Raw genomic sequence first — 17,517 nt, 5'->3', positions numbered from 1 at the left:
AATGAAATCTATTTTTAATATAGGTATGTTGTTGTGTTTGATTATTGAAAATGATTTTTTTTTATATATTTTAGGTAAAATGAATATACTGATGTCTTAAGGAAGGAAGGGTGTTTCCCCTAAGGTGGAACGTGAATTGTAAAGGGCTCGGTAGAATCATTGTGTAACGCTGATTTTCTATATTTATTATACCCTTCCCTATGAGTAGACTTTTACCGCAGCCGGGAGTCTTGATGACTTCCAAAAACTCATCTTCCAATTTCTATAATGAGACTTTCTTTTATTTGCTCGATCAGCTTAATCTGATCTTTAGCCGACTGGCAGATGCAAAAGGTTTTAAACCTAAAGTTTGTTCTTATCTGACTTGTTTCTTTTTTTTTGCAATGCTAATCCCATCTGCAAAAGCACAGTTTACGATTACTGAAAATTTTAAGGGCAGTTCCACTGGAAATATTACAATTGGTGGAAGTGCTAAGCTGACTTCGGGGAAAGAAGACCCGGTGAATAATGGTTGGTTAAGGCTGACTCCAGACTCTACGAATAAGATTGGATATGGTTATGTAAATCAATCTTTCCCTTCTACTTTAGGCGTCTTGGTCGATTTCGAATATACCGATTGGCGTAGAATCGTAGTTGGTCTTGGGCCAGCTGATGGCTTTTCTGTTTTTCTTTACGATGCCACAAAACCCAATTCTATTGGAGGTAAAGGAGGTTCTCTTGGATATGCTCCAATCAGTACTGGTGGTGCGAATGACCATGCTGGTGTAGTTGGAGGTTATTTGGGGATTGGTTTAGATGAATATGGTAACTTCTCTAACCCTGGAGAGGGTAGAACCGGAGGGGCATCGACCAATACCGGAACGTTATGGCCAGATAGAATCTCTATGAGGGGCGCTGAAGCAGAAAACTACAAATACCTGACCAGTGCAAGTGTTTCTGGTGGTGTAGATTATCCTACTGCTGTCACTTCAAGGCCAGATCCAACTGTTTTTTACAGAAGAGTTCAGATCGAAATCATCCCTATTGTAGGAGGTGTAAACAATGGCAAATATCAGGTGACGGTGAAGATGAAAACTACTTTAACGGGTAGTTTTACGACGGTTTTAGGTCCTTATGTAATGGCGACTTTACCTCCTGCAAATCTGAAATTGGGCTTTGCCGGTTCAACTGGTGGTTCGGTAAACAATCATGAAGTCAGAAATGTGATTATTACAACCCCGGGTGGAGTTCGGGTGGATAAAGCAGTGGATAAATCCAGTGCATTGGCAGGTCAGGATTTGACCTATACTGTAAATGTGACCAACTCTACTAATGCCGGGATTGCGGGGTTGAAATTAGCGGATACACTAAGGAATTCAAACAATGTACTGCTTACACCAGCGGATTTTACGATAAATAGCATTACTTTTAGTAATAACGGAAACAGTGGAAATACTGCTCCAGGATATACGAATGGAACAACTGTAGCAGGAGGAACTAATCCTTTCAATGCAACCTTGAATATGGCGGCGAATACCACCAGTAGCTTTACCATTCGAGGTACGATTAATAACAATTATAGCAACAGTATTCTAAAAAATTCTGTCGGGGTTGATCCCTCAGCAACTGGTATTACAGATACCGATTTAACCAATAACTATTATTCGGTTTCGACCAATGTTTTGAGGCAAAATGTTGATTTGGCGATCTCAGGGACAGTAGACAATACATGTTATCTACCTAGTGGGAATACTTTTAATTATTTAGTGACCAACCAGGGTGCAACATCAACAGTTGGACTAATTACAGTAAGATATGCCCCACCTGCAGGATTCACTGTGATAGGTACACCTTCGGGTACGGGCTGGACGGTGACATTGGCTTCTGGTGTTTATAATTTCACCAGAACGCTTTCCGATCCTTTGGCTTCAGGATTTGCCTATCCACCAATTATCATAAAAGCTGTAGGACCTGCTACTGGGGGACCCTGGGTAAACCAGGCTGCGGTTTTTTATGCATTAGACGCAGATGCGACCAACAATCTTGCTAATGTACTTACTTATGCCATTCCAGCTGCACCAAATACTACTGCTTCCACGGTAAATTATTGCTTGGGTGCAACAGCGACTCCGCTAACGGCAACCGGTACGAATTTAAAATGGTATACGGTTCCTGTTGGAGGAATGGGAAGTACAATTGCACCTACACCATCAACCACTACCGCTGGTACGACAAGTTACTATGTAACTTCAAGTAACGGTACTTGTGAAGGCCCAATGACGACTATTAATGTGGTTGTTCAACCTTTGATTACAGGGAATACAATTACCGCCAACCAAACGATTTGTTCAGGTTTATCACCAGCCTCCATACAAGGAGCAGTGCCAAGCGGTGGATCAGGGGTTTATACTTATAGTTGGGAACAAAGTGTGAACGGCGGAAACTGGACCGTAGCAACCGGCACCAATGACCAGGCAAATTATACCCCTCCTGGCTTAACAACAACTACTTCTTATCGTAGAAATGTGACAGGTGGTGCTTGTCTAAATACCAGTAATGTGGTGACAATTACTGTACAACCAGTTATTACTTCGAATACGATTGTTCCTCCTGCTAACCTGGCACTTTGTGGTACAGGTGATCCTGGTCTGATGACCGGTTCAACAGCGCTTGGTGGTAATGGTACTCCAGCTTATCAATGGCAATCCAGTACAGACAATATTACCTATACCAATATAGTTGCAGCAACCGCAGCAAATTATGATCCGGTAGATATTACCGTATCAACCTGGTATCGCCGTTTGGCTACCTCAGGAGCTTGTACGGTGGCAAATGCCAGCAATCCGATTAAATTTACGGTAAATCCGGTACTGACTGCGGGTACGATTGGTAACGCGCAAGCTTTCTGTTCGACAGGTACACCTGCCACACTCAATCAATTGACTCCTGCTACCGGTGGGGATCAGATTTATGCTTACCAATGGCAAAGTAGTACCACGAGTGCAACTACTGGTTTTGCTGACATTGCAGGTGCTACGCAAATTAGTTATAGCGCAAGCAGCCCAATTACTCAAACTACTTATTATCGCAGAACGGTGATTTCTGCAGCCTCAGGATGTGGACCGGTAAATACTTCGGCTATTGCGGTTACGGTGACGCCGGCAATTTCTGGAAACGCGCTGACTGTACCAGTAGTATCTGTCTTTTGTGGGCCAACGGATCCTGGTGTGATTACGGGTTCAACACCTTCTGGTGGTAATGGCACTTTTATTTACAAATGGGAAAAAAGTACAGATTCTGGTATTACTTGGGCAGTCGTAGGTGGTAATACCGTTAATTTAACTCCCGGACTTGTGTCTCAAATGACGCTATTCCGTAGGACGGTGAGCTCTGGTTCCTGTACGTCTGTCAGCGTTCCGGTAATTATCTATATTGATCTTGCCCCTACGCCTTCTAACGCAGGTGCTAACCAACAACAATGTGCGGTGGATTTATTCCGGCTGAACGGAAATGTACCGGTTTTGGGAACAGGTGTATGGGCTGTAGTTTCCGGACAAGCGGTGATTGATGATGTAACACTCCCAAATAGTACGGTAAATATCGGAAAAGGGAAAACAGCGACTTTGTCCTGGACCATTAGTGCTGGAGCTTGTCCTTCTTCAGTGAGCTATGTAACACTGACTAATTTTGACAATCCAACAACTGCAAATGCAGGTCCTGATATTACCCAATACAATTCTGGTGCATTCACCATGAATGCCAACGGTCCAACTTCAGGAACAGGAGTATGGACGGTTAAAGCAGGAAGTACCGCAACAATTGCCACACCAACCGCAGCAAATACCTTGGTTACGATTGCCCCAGGAACCTCTGCAACTTTAATCTGGACAGTATCTAATGGAACATGTAATCCTTCTTCTGATGAAGTCCTGATTAATTATACCAGACTCGCAGATATTAAAGTAACGAAATCAGTAGTAACTCCAGGACCATTTGTTTCCGGACAACCGATCGTTTATCGCATTGTGGCCACCAACAATGGACCAAGTGATGCTACTGGATTAAAACTGCTGGACAATGTACCTGCTGATATTTCCGTCCTTGCAATTAGTGCCAATGCCATGGGCACAGCAGCAGTTACCCAGAATACTTCTGCTGGTAATGCTGTAAATGTAACCGGTAACATCGCCTTTGGTGCTGGCAATAGCATTACCGTTGATGTAAATGGTACTGTGGCAGCCAATTACTCTGGTAACCTGGTGAACACAGCAACGGTAACTTCTCCAATCATTCCAGATCCAGACGGGGCAACATCTACAGTAACGAGTCCGGTGGATAGAAAACCAGTACTGGTTATAGAGAAAGATGGCCCGGCAAATGTGATTGCGGGAGATGCAATTGCCTATAAAATCATTATTAAAAATACAAGTACCAGCGATGCCATTGGTACAGCCATTAAAGACCTGATTCCTGCGCAGATTAATAATGTCAACTGGACGCTGAGTAAAACTGGTTCGGCTACCTTTACAGGAAATGCCAGCAATACCGGAAATAATATCAGTTTTGCTGCAACAATTCCTGCAGGATTAACCAATACGGTAGTTATTAATGTTACCGGAACCGTATTGCCTTCTGCCACAGGCAGCTTTAGCAATACGGCAACCGCAACGCCTGTGGAAGCCGTTTCTCCGGTAAATTCTAATACCGTACTGACTACAGTTTCCAGTAAATCAGGGTTAGTAATGTTGAAAAACGGACCAACAAACGCACAGGCAGGAAATCCGATTACTTATACTTTGAAAATTACAAATAATGGGCTGAGTGATGCCCTGAATGCAAGTATTACGGATGTAATACCGGCTAATATAAATACAGTGACCTGGAATGCAACAGTGCAAGGCACTGCAACAATCATCGGCCCAAATGATGGGGGAGGCAACAACTCCATCAGTCTGAAAGGAAATATTCCAACAGGGGCTGCTAATGCAATTTTGGTAACGATCAATGGTATCGTTGATCCATCGTTTAGCGGTACCCTAAGCAATACCGCTATTGCTACGCCATCAGAAACAGGTGGTGTGGCTTCCAGCTCAACTGTAACCACTCAGGTGAGTCGTACTCCAATATTGACGATTACGAAAATCGGAGCTGCGACTTTAGTTGCCGGACAACAAGTAACCTATGTTGTGACCGTAACCAATACCAGTACTGCTGATGCCAAAGCTTTAGTGATCACAGACGCAGTGCCTGCGGAGCTGAGCAATGTCGTTTGGAGTACCAGTACGCAAGGTACAGCCTCGGTAATTGGTACAGGAAACGGAACTAGCAATGCAATTAGTGTAACCGGAAACCTTCCGGCAGGAGCAGCCAATAAAATTGTAATCAATATTAGCGGAACTTTGAGTGCTGGTTTTTCTGGAAGCTTGGCGAATACCGCAACCGCTACACCTGCAGAACCTGGAACCCTGGTAAAATCGGCTACCAGTACAGGTCAGGCCGTTAGACAACCCGCTTTAAGTATCTTGAAAACTGGCCCGGCTACAATTACTGCTGGTAACCAAATTACCTATACGATTACTGTAGCGAATTCCGGAGTTTCAGACGCCGTTGATTTAGTGATTGCAGATATAGTGCCTTCAAGCATTAAAAATGTAACCTGGACGACTGCAATTGGCGGGGCAGCAGTGATTGACCTCGGTGCTACAGGCATTGGAAATAACCTTTCTGTGACTGGTGATATTCCTGCCGGCGCTGCCAATAAAATTACACTGACCGTTAGAGGAACAGTTGATCCATCCTTTAATGGTAGTATCGTAAATACTGCAACCGCTACACCAACAGAAAATGCCGCAACACCAGTCAGCTCTTCAGTAACGACTACCGCGACGCGCACACCAGAATTGAGTATTACCAAAACCGGGCCAGCAGCATTGGTAGCCGGGCAAAATATTACTTATACCATTACCGTAAATAACTTTAGTACTTCGGATGCCAAAGCATTGGTCATTGCAGATCAGGTACCGGCAACCATTGCTGGTGTCAGCTGGTCAGCAGTAACCGGAGGTACCGCATTAATTAATGGGACTGTCACCGGAAGTGGAAACGCAATCAGTCTTAATGCCGATCTCCCGGCAGGTGCAGGCAATACGATTACCCTAACGGTAAAAGGTATAGTTGCCTCATCATTCAGTGGGACATTAAGCAATACGGCAACCGCTACGCCAGCAGAGCCTGGAACGGTAGCCAAGTCGGCAACCAGTACCAGTACCATCAGTAGAATACCGGTACTGGCCATTCAAAAAACAGGACCTGCAACCATTTCTGCAGGTCAGCAAATCAATTATACGTTAACGATTGGTAATGGAGGAACTTCAGATGCAACAAATGCCACGATAACAGATGCAATTCCAGCAGGAATTACGAATGTTAGCTGGACGGCAACAGCCGATGCAGGAGGAACAGCGACAATTATTGGCACGGCTTCAGGAAGTACAAATGCCTTGAGTTTTAATGCAAACATCCCGGCAGGATTAGCCAATATAATCCGTGTAAATATTCAAGGGAATGTGAGTTCGGCAGCAACTGGTAGTTTAGTAAATACCGCAACTGTAACACCAGCTGAAGCAGGTGCTAATCCATCTACTTCTACGGTAACCACGACCTTAAAATCTGTTCCAGGGATTACTTTGTCTAAATCTGGTCCTTCGCAGATCGCTGCAGGACAAATGGTTACCTATATGCTGATTGCCGGTAACACTGGCCCCTCGGATGCAACAAACCTTAATATTACTGACGCAATTCCAACTCCTTTAACCAATGTCAGCTGGACTGCAGTATCGGAAGGTACAGCAGCAGTAACGACTGGCGCCACTGGCACAGGTAGCAGTGTAACTGTGATTGGAAATATTGCTGCGGGTACTGGAAACAGAATCCTAGTGACCATAACCGGCCTCGTGCCAGCTAACACAACAGCTACCACTTTCGCCAATGTGGCGAAGGCCAGTCCGACAGAAGATGGTATACCTCCGGTAAATTCCAATACGATAACCACTACGATTAATAAACAAGTGACCATCGCCGCGGTTAAATCTGCCACAGCAGTACTTTCGGCAGGAGAGAACATCACTTATACTTTAGAGGTGAAAAATACAGGCCCTAGTGATGCGCAGAATTTGCTGATCTCAGATCAGTTACCTGCAGGTATCACAAATGTCAATTGGACCACAAACGCGAATGGCGCTGCATCGATAGTTTCTGGTGGAACTGGTACAGGAAACTCTTTGAGTCTTCGCGCAAATATTCCAGCAGGAATTGCCAATGTGATTTTGGTGACGGTTACCGGTAAAGTAGATCCTGATTTTACTGGAACACAATTGGTAAATACCTTTAGCGTGGATCCTTTAGAACCAGGAAATCCGACCGTAAACTCTAATACGACGACTACACTGATTAATAAAACCGCGGATCTGCAGATTTCAAAAACAGGCCCGGCAACCGCAGTTGCAGGTAGAACGATCAATTATACCATTACCGTGAATAATGCAGGGCCATCAAATACTGCCAATGCAAGTATTGTAGATCCGATTCCTGCAGCAATTACGGGGGTAACCTGGATTGCTACTGCACAGAATGGTGCGGTGATTAGCAGCCCGGTTTCAGGGAATACCAACAGCATTAATGTGCTAGCAGCAATCCCTGCGAATTCAGGTACCGTAACCATTAATGTAAGCGGAACCATTGACCCGGCTTATGCAGGAAGTATATTGACAAATATTGCCACTGCAACTCCGGAAGCAGGTGTTAGCGATCCGACACCGGCAACAAGTACGGTAGTTACAGCGATCAGCCGATCTGCCAATGTGAGAATTGTAAAATCTGGCCCGGCAAATATTACTGCCGGTGAGGATATTACTTATACCCTAAGAATTGTAAATGATGGACCTAGTTTTGCACAAGCTGTCCAGGTTCGTGATTTGTTTGCTGCAAATGCAGCAGTAACTAATGTAAGTTGGACTGCTGTAGCATCAACGGGAGCAGCGTTAAATGGTGGATCAGTAAACAATACGTTGAATGGTACCGGAAATATAACCTTTAACGCGGATATTCCTTCTAAAACAGGTGTCGTAGATGTGACCATCAAGGGAATAGTGAGTCCGGGTGCTACAGAGCCCTTTGTGAATACGGCTACTGCACTTTTCCCTAACGGAAGCTCGATTATAGATCCTGATCTGGGATCTAATACAAGCTCAGTGACTACCGCTATTTTGGTAGAAACTAATTTAGCAGTGTCTAAAAGCGGACCAAGCAAAATCAATATCGGCGATCCGATTACTTATACCATAGAAGTTAAAAATAATGGATTGAGTAATATCACTGATGCTTCGATTACTGATGTCGTGCCTAACTCAGTTGCCGTGAGCAGCTGGACCGCAGTGGCCTCAAATGGAGCCTCTATTGAGGGATTACAAAACGGAACGGCTTCTGGTACAGGTAACGCAGTGATCACTTATGGTGATATCCCTTCTACTGTAGGAGGTGATCCCCCTTCTAAGATCACAGTGACCATTCAGGGTATTGTGAAAACGACGGCGGCCTCGAGCTTTACCAATACGGTTTCAGTGGAAGCAAATGGCATCAAAGAGAGTGCTGTTGTAACCGCATTAAATGAGTCTACCGATATTTACATCGAGAAAAATGGTCCTCAGAGTATCCTTGCCGGTTCCCCAATTAGTTACCAGATAAAGGTAGGTAATGACGGTCCAGTCAATGTGGCTGGCCTTGGTATTTCAGATGTAATACCAGCGGTTATCCAAAACGTAACCTGGTCGGCTACAGCCTTCGGAACGGCTGCAATTACTGGTGCCAGTAGTGGAAGTACAAACAATATTCAAACTACTGCTTCGATTGATGCAGATCCAGCAAATTATATCCTCATCAATGTTCAGGGGACTGTTGATCCCGCTACAAATGTGGCTACGATTAATAACATAGCAAATGTAACGCTTCCTGCTGGGGTGTCAGACTTTAATCTAACCAACAATACCAGCACCGCCTCAACAGTAGTGGCCTCAAAATCCGGATTGTCGGTACGTAAAATGGGACCAGCAGATGCAATCTCCGGATCGGAAATTACTTATACTATTATTGTGGCGAATGCCGGACCAAGTAACGCGGTTGGTACCGTAATTACTGATGCTGTTCCAGCAAATGTTAAAAATGTAAGTTGGACCTCCAGCCAGATTGGAACAGCCAATATTACAGCTGGTGCAACAGGTACTGCAGGCGCAAATAATTTGGTTTCGCTAACCGCAAATATTCCGGCAGGTGCAGGTAATGAGGTGGCAATTGTAGTGAAAGGTACAATTGACCCAGGCTTTAGTGGCACTTTGTTAAACAATGCAGTAGCTACGCCAGCGGAAGCAGGGAATCCTCCGGTTACGTCACAAAATGTAACCACTACGGTCATCAATAAATCGGCTGTGAGTATTGTAAAAACAGGACCATCTAGTGTGGCTGCGGGAACAACGGTTCAATATCAATTATTGCTAAGCAATGCAGGTCCAAGTAATGCGGTAGGGCTGATCGTTAGTGATCAGATTCCTGCAGGTTTAACGAATGTACGCTGGACTACAGCTACCACTACTGGTGCAGTAGTAACAGCCGGAGCAACCGGGAATGTTAATCCTGTTTCTTTGACCGCTAATTTCTTGGCAGGTTCTGGTAATTTGGTGGTGACGATCCTGGCGGATGTTCCGGCAAACAGCCAGTTGTCAAGTATTAGTAATACGGCCTCAGTAGCCCCAGCTGTTCCAGATGTTAACAATCCGCCGGTTATTTCTAATGAAGTGACCACGGGAATTGTGAAAGATGTAACACTGAGCTTAACAAAATCAGGCCCTCCAACCTTAAATGCCGGAGAAAACATCACTTATACACTAGCCATTAAAAATACAGGTCCTTCAAATTCCACGGCTACCAGGTTAACGGACGCTGTGCCTGCAGACATCAAAAATGTTTCCTGGACGAGTACCGTTACAGGTGGCACATTGATCACTAGTGGTGCCACAGGATCTGGAAATAATATCGACCTGACAGCAGATATTCCATTAAATGGAACCATCCTGCTGAATGTAAAAGGAACAGTAGATCCTTTATTTGCCGGTACTTTAACGAATACTGCTTTATTGAGTCCGCAAGAGCCAGGTGAACAGCCTGTGAATGCAGAGGCCGTAACAGTTGTAAGTAAATTAACAAACCTGCAAATTAGCAAAAGCGCAACTGCAAATGCCATTGCCGGTCAGGTGATGACTTACCAGATTAAGGTAACGAATACCGGGCCGAGTACTGCCCTGAATGCCTTGATTACGGATGCAATTCCAGTGCAATTGCAATCTGTAAGCTGGACGGCCACCACCTTAGGAGCCGCAGTAGTTACGGAAGGCGCACAGGGAACAGGCAACAGCTTGCGTGTGAAAGCGAATATTCCTGCAGGTCAGCAAAACGAAGTTGTGATTGAGGTTACAGGCACCATCCTGGCATCTTATGCGGGTACACTCAGCAATATCGCCACTGTGACCCCTGCTGATCCGGGTAATCCAGCAGTAGTGACTCCGCCGGTAGAAACCATTGTAACGAAACAACCAGAAATCAATTTAAGTAAAACAGGTTCGGCAACAGTGACTGCCGGTGGTCAGATTAGTTACAACATAGAAGCAAATAATACCGGTTTGAGTGATGCAACTAACCTGGTCATCTCAGATAGCATAGATCCAAATATTAAAAATGTAAGCTGGACCAGCAGTACTTCTGCTGGCGGTAGTATCAATAGCGGCGGCCAGGGAACTGGCAATGCCCTGGTGCTTAACGGAAATATTCCAGCAGGTGCAGCGAATAAAATCACCATTACCATCACAGGTACGGTAGACCCGGCCTATGCAGGTACTTTAAGTAACACTGCAACAGCTAGCCCTGCTGAGCCAGGAATTCCAGCAGTGGTAACTCCAGCAGTGGTTACCACGGTAAATCAGGTTCCAGTGATTGTAGTGAATAAAACTGGCCCGGCATCAGCCACTGCAGGTGGTACGATAACTTATGTGGTAGAGGTGATCAATACCGGTCTGAGTAATGCTAAAAATCTGAATATTACCGATCAGATCGATCCGGCAATAACAGGACTGAGCTGGACAGCCAGTACAGCAGGAATAAGTACCATTAACGGGGCAAGTTCCGGAACCGGAAATGTGGTGTTAAATGCAAATATTCCTGCTGGTGCCAATAATAAAATCAGCATCAGTATTACCGGAACAATCAATCCTGCTGCCCAGGGGAAAGTGGTCAATATGGCCATTGCTACACCATCAGAACCGGGAATAACTCCGGTAAATAGTAACCCTGTGGAGACTAATATTGATCAAAAACCAATCGTGGTTATCACCAAAACCGGACAGCCTACGGCAACGGCAGGTGGAACGGTTACTTACCTGATCACTGCGGTTAATAATGGATTGAGTAACGCTTCTGGAGTAACCATCGTTGATGATGTTCCTACCCAATTGCGTAATGTGAGCTGGACTTCCGTTTCTGGAGGAACAGCATCAATCCTGAGTGGTGGTACAGGTTCAGGTAATTTTATAGCACTGACGGCCAATATCCCTGCAGGTAATGCCAATAATAAAATCACGATTACCTTAACTGGAACAGTGGATCCTGCTTTTTCTGGAACGCTGAATAATGAGGCCTCTATTGCAGTGCCATTAATTAATTTCCCTAATGTAATCACACCACCAGTGGAAACAGTAGTGGATGCGAAGCCAGGAATTACCCTGACAAAAACTGGTCCTGCGGCAACGATCTCCGGATCAGAAATGGTCTATACCATTATAGCCGGAAACACAGGCTTGAGTAATGCAACAGCATTGTCCATTACGGATGCAGTGCCAGTATTGCTGAGCAATGTGAGCTGGACAAGTGTAGCTTCCGGAGCCGCAGTGATTAACACAGGTGGTTCTGGAACCGGAAATGCGCTGATTTTAAATGGTGATATTCCGACTGGTGCCAGTAATCTGATCACCATCACAGTAAAAGGAACAGTAGATCCTGCTTATCAGGGTAACCTAACTAATACTGCTGTAGCAACACCATCAGAGCCAGGAACCGTTCCGGTCAATGCATCGACTACTTCGATCATAAGTAAAACACCAGTGTTGGCCATTGCGAAAAATGGCCCTGGTACTATTGCTGCAGGGCAGGAGATCATTTATACTTTAAGTATCAGTAATACAGGGAAAGCGAATGCTGACAATGCGACCATCACGGATGCGATCCCTGCAAATATTACCGGGGTCAGTTGGCAGGCAGTAGCCAATGGTGCAGCAAGTGTGGTAAGCGGCGCAACTGGAAATACCAATAATTTAGCTATAAATGCCAATGTTCCTGCAGGTGCGGGTAATACAATATTGGTAACCATTAAAGGAACGGTTAGCCCATCTGCAACAGCAGCGCTGGTAAATAAAGCAACAATTACCCCATCAGAACCTGGAACAGTTCCTGCAAGTTCAACTGTGACGACTAACATGACCTCCATATCATCAGTTAGCCTGATCAAAACCGGCCCATCACAAATTTCAGCAGGACAATCAGTGACTTATACGCTGTTAGCCGGAAATAATGGTCCTTCGGATGCAAGGAGTTTGCAAATTGCAGATGCGGTGCCTGCGGGATTAACCGGAGTTACCTGGTCTGTAGCTACGCAAGGAACTGCTGCTGTGACAACAGGCGCAACGGGTACTGGAAATCAGGTACAAGTGACAGGAGATATTCCTGCTGGTGCTGCCAATCAAATTTTAGTCACCATCACCGGAAAAGTACCTGCTTCAGCCGCTGTCGGAACCTTGACTAACGTGGCAATCGCCACACCGTCTGAACCAGGAAATCCTTCGGTAAATTCAAATACGGTGACTACTACCGTAGACCATACGGTAAATATTAGAGCAGTTAAATCTGCAGTAGCGACTATCGCGGCAGGTGAAAGCATCAATTATACCTTACAAGTTTACAACGATGGTCCTGGGGATGCCGTAAATCTGGCACTTAAGGATGTGGTTCCTGCGGGAATTAATAATGTAAGCTGGACAACCAGTGTTACCGGTACTGCAAGTGTAGTTTCAAATGGTACAGGTTCGGGAAGTACGGTTAATCCAAGCGTCAACATCGCTGCAGGTTCTGGAAACTCCGTTACTGTATCGGTTAAAGGGGTAGTAGACCCTGGTTTTACTGGCCCATTCCTGAAAAATAGCTTTACTGCTACGCCAGCTGAACCAGGAAATCCTCCGATAACTTCGGAAGAAGTGACTACAGGACTGCTGAGAACTGCGGATCTTCAGATTCTGAAAACAGGGCCATCAGCAGTGGTTGCTGGTTCTGAGATTACCTATACGATTAATGTGACAAATGTGGGCCCAAGTAATACTACTGCGGCAAATATTGTAGACAATGTACCAGCTGGTTTTACAGTGTTAAACTGGACGGCCATAGGACAAAATGGTGCAGTAATCAGCGGCCCTGCAACTGGAACTGGCAATGTGAATGTTACCGCTGCGATTCCAGCGGCCAATGGTAATGTACAAATCCTGCTGAATGGAAAAATAAATGCTGATTACACAGGAACCATTCTGATTAATACAGCAACGGCTATGCCAGGTGCAGGGGTAACAGATCCAAGTCCGGCAAGTAGTACGGTGAGTACTGCAATCAGCAGAGTGGCAAATGTTAGAATCAGTAAATCAGGCCCCGCCGATATTGCAGTTGGAGAAATGATGAGTTATAACTTGCGTATCGTAAACGATGGACCGAGTGATGCCATTGGCGTATTGATTCAAGACGTGATTCCTCCAAATCTGGAAGCAGGATCAACTTGGACAAGTACACTGCAAGGTGGAGCTACCTTAAGTCAGGCAACTGGAACCGGAGATATTAATCTGACCGGAAATATTCCTTCAGGAACAGGATCAATCGAAATCAAGATTCTTGGAAAAGTAAAAGCCAGTAATCTGGATAAAACGGTATTCACCAATACGGCTACCGCTTATTTCCCTGTGGGCAGTTTAATTACCGATCCGGAACTAAGCTCAAATACCAGTACTGTGCCAACCATCATCAACAATGACCCGGTATTGAAAGTATCGAAAAGCGGTCCGGCAACAGTAAATATCGGTGATCCGATTTCATATGCGATTGTGATTAGAAACGGTGGAGCAGGAGATATTGTCAATGCAATGATTGCCGATCCCGTACCAAATGATGTGGCGGTAAGCAGTTGGACCGCTGCGGTTTCAGGTGGCGCTATCTTGAAAGGAGCTGTATCTGGTACAACCAACGCGATTGCGACTTCGGCAGATATCCCAGCAGATGCCGATCCAAATACTGCAGTAGTGATTACAGTAAATGGTATCGTGAAAAGTACGGCAAATGCGATGTTTACCAATACGGTGACGGTAACTGCCAATGGAGAGCGTAAAAGCTCTGTGGTAACGGCAGTAAATCAGTCTACCGATGTTAAAATAGAAAAAACTGGTCCGCAGGCAGTGATCTCCGGATCAGCGATTACTTACACGATTAAAGTAACGAATCAGGGGCCAAGAGATGTGGCTGGATTGATCATCAGAGACCAGATTCCATTGGAAATTGGCGGGATCAACTGGACTGCTCAGGCAAATGGTATCGCAGTAATTAATGGTGCATCAAGTGGTACTAATAACTCGGTATTGCTGAATGCAGATGTGCCCATAGGTGCAGGTAATTATGTGTTAATTACCCTGAATGGTACCGTGAAAGCAAGTGTCCCATCCGGAAATATCAGTAACATTGCGACAGTGACCTTACCAGTAAGTATCTCTGATTTTAACCTGTCCAACAATACCAGTGAAGTGAAAACCGTGATTAGCTCGGTTTCCGGACTAACAATTAGTAAGGCTGGTCCTCAGGATGGTGTTTCCGGCTCTGCAATCACTTACACGATCAAAGTACGTAACAATGGATTGAGTAACGCAAGTCAGGCACAAATTATGGATATGGTGCCAGCTAACGTAAAAGCAGTCAACTGGACAGCGCTGGCCACCGGCAATGCCCTGATTAACTCTGGAGCTGCTGGAACAGGAAACACAGTAGGTGTAAATGCAGATATTCCTGCAGGTGTGAACAATGAGGTAACGATTACCATCAATGGGATTATCGATGCAGGTTTTAGTGGCGTATTGTTGAATTCAGCTGTGGTAACTCCATCAGAAGCGGGTAATCCGGCAGTGACTTCTTCAGCCGTAACCACGAATGTGTTGAATAAATCGGCACTGAAAATTGTGAAATCTGGGCCGAATAGTATTGAGGCTGGGAAAACGGTGAATTATACGTTGACCATTAGTAACAATGGTCCGGGTAATGCAGTGAATGCGGAGATTACCGATCTAATTCCTGCCCAATTGACTAACATACACTGGACAACTAATGTTTCTGGTGCGGCCTTGATCAAATCTGGTGCAACTGGACAAGGGAATACGCTGTTGATGATTGCAGACCTTCCAGCTGTAAATGGGATCATTACAGTAAATATTACTGGTTTGGTTCCTGGAAATACCACCGCAGGAAATATCAGCAATACTGCAACAATTAAACCTTCAGAACCGGGTAATCCAGTGGTGAATTCTAATACTGTAACTACAGCAATTGTAAATAATGCAAGCTTAAGTCTAGCGAAAAGTGGTCCTGGGACATTAAATTCAGGGGAAGCCATCAGCTATACTTTGACCATTAAAAATGACGGCCCATCAGATGCAATAGGTGTTAAAGTTTCGGATGTATTGGATGCTGCGGTAACGAATGTTTCCTGGACCACCACACTGACTGGCGGAGCAACAATTAGTGCAGGTGCTACGGGTAACGTGAATACCCTTGTGCTGACCGCTAATGTTCCTGCAAATGGTAGTATCCTCGTGAATATTATAGGTAAGGTAAGTCCTACCTATGCTGGAACTTTAATTAATAAAGCAAGCCTTACCCCTGAAGATCCTGGTAAAGCAGTGATCAATGCACAGGTGAGCACTACGGTAACTAGTTTGTCGGCCTTGAGAATCACTAAAACAGGAGCTTCAACAGTGACTGCAGGTGGAATGATGACTTACCAGATCAACGTGGTTAATCATGGTCCGGGTACTGCACAAAATGCAGTGATCAGCGATTTAGTTCCTGCACAGTTATCGGGGGTAACCTGGACTGCTGTTGCCAACGGAGCAGCAACGATTAGCAATGGAACAACCGGGACAGGAAATAACCTTAGCGTAACGGCAACGATTCCTGCAGGTACTGCAGATGGGATCACGATAAACCTGAGCGGAAAAGTTGACGCTGCTAATTTTAGCACATTGAGTAACACAGCCACGGTGACGCCAACAGAGCCAGGTAATCTGCCTGTGGTAACTCCTCCGGTAACCACGGTGACCGTTGCTAAACCATCGATAACCATTACGAAAACGGGGCCGGCTACCATTAGTGCAGGTTCGAATATTACCTATGTGATTGAAGTTGGAAATACAGGATTGAGTAATGCGAAAGGAACTCTGATTACCGATAACGTTCCTGCGGAAATTACCAATGTAAAATGGACAACCAATACGGCTGGAACGGCTGCAGTAACTACCGGTGCAACCGGAACAGGTAACGTCTTGGCGGTAACCGGAGATATTGCATCAGGTGCAGCAAATAAAATAACCATCACCGTAACTGGTACCGTAAATGGGGGATTCGCCGGAACATTGAGCAATATTGCTACGGCGAAACCAGCAGAGCCGGGTATTCCAGCAGTGGTGACGCCTCCGGTAGCGACAGTAGTGAGCAAGATACCAACGGTGACTGTCAACAAAACAGGTCCGTCACAATTGAAATCCGGTGATGCAATTACATATGTGATAGAGGTAAGCAATCCTTCCCTAAGTAATGCAGATAATTTAACAGTTACCGATTTGGTATCTTCAGATATTCAAAATGTAAAATGGACTGCTGAAGCATTGGGTACGGCCAAAATTATTTCTGGTGGTACAGGTACCGGCAGCCGCATAAATCTGATTTCCGACCTTCCAGCAGGTACGGCAAATAAAATTGTGTTAACCATTACCGGTACGGTATCAAAATCCTTTACCGGAAAACTGGAGAATACAGCAAGGGCCTTGTCTACTACAGGTACTGCGGAAGTAAGTAGTAATACCGTAACTACTACCGTAGAAAATGCTGATTTTATTATTCCAAATGTCATTACACCAAATGGTGATGGAAGTAATGATACTTTCAAAATCAAAGGACTGGAGAATTATCCGGGAACTCAGGTGACGATCTTTAACAGATGGGGTAATGAGGTTTACCGATCAGACAATTATAACAATGATTGGGATGGTAGTCAGTTGAACGAGGGAACCTATTATTATCTGATTTTGAGAAGAGAGAAATCGGGCCCGACAACAACGTTCAAAGGTTGGTTATTTATTAAAAGGTAGA

Annotated in this window: 1 protein-coding gene; it reads left to right on the top strand. The window is 45.0% G+C overall.

Annotated elements, in window-relative coordinates:
• The first annotated feature begins 200 nt into the window (after window positions 1-200).
• Window positions 201-17,516 (top strand): T9SS type B sorting domain-containing protein, encoded by a 17,316-nt coding sequence (locus tag GM920_RS10390; protein WP_182956727.1) that lies wholly within the window; start codon window positions 201-203, stop codon window positions 17,514-17,516.
• Window position 17,517 lies beyond the last annotated feature (1 nt).

Origin of the sequence: Pedobacter gandavensis (genome assembly GCF_014172405.1) — a bacterium.
Classification (GTDB): Bacteria; Bacteroidota; Bacteroidia; order Sphingobacteriales; family Sphingobacteriaceae; genus Pedobacter; species Pedobacter gandavensis.
Note: the sequence above shows the minus strand (reverse complement) of the source record. Positions and strands in the feature narration are given on the sequence as shown.

Coding starts and splice junctions, on each gene's coding strand:
- GM920_RS10390 (WP_182956727.1), top strand. CDS start 201: ATGAGTAGACTTTTACCGCAGCCGGGAGTCTTGATGACTTCCAAAAAC.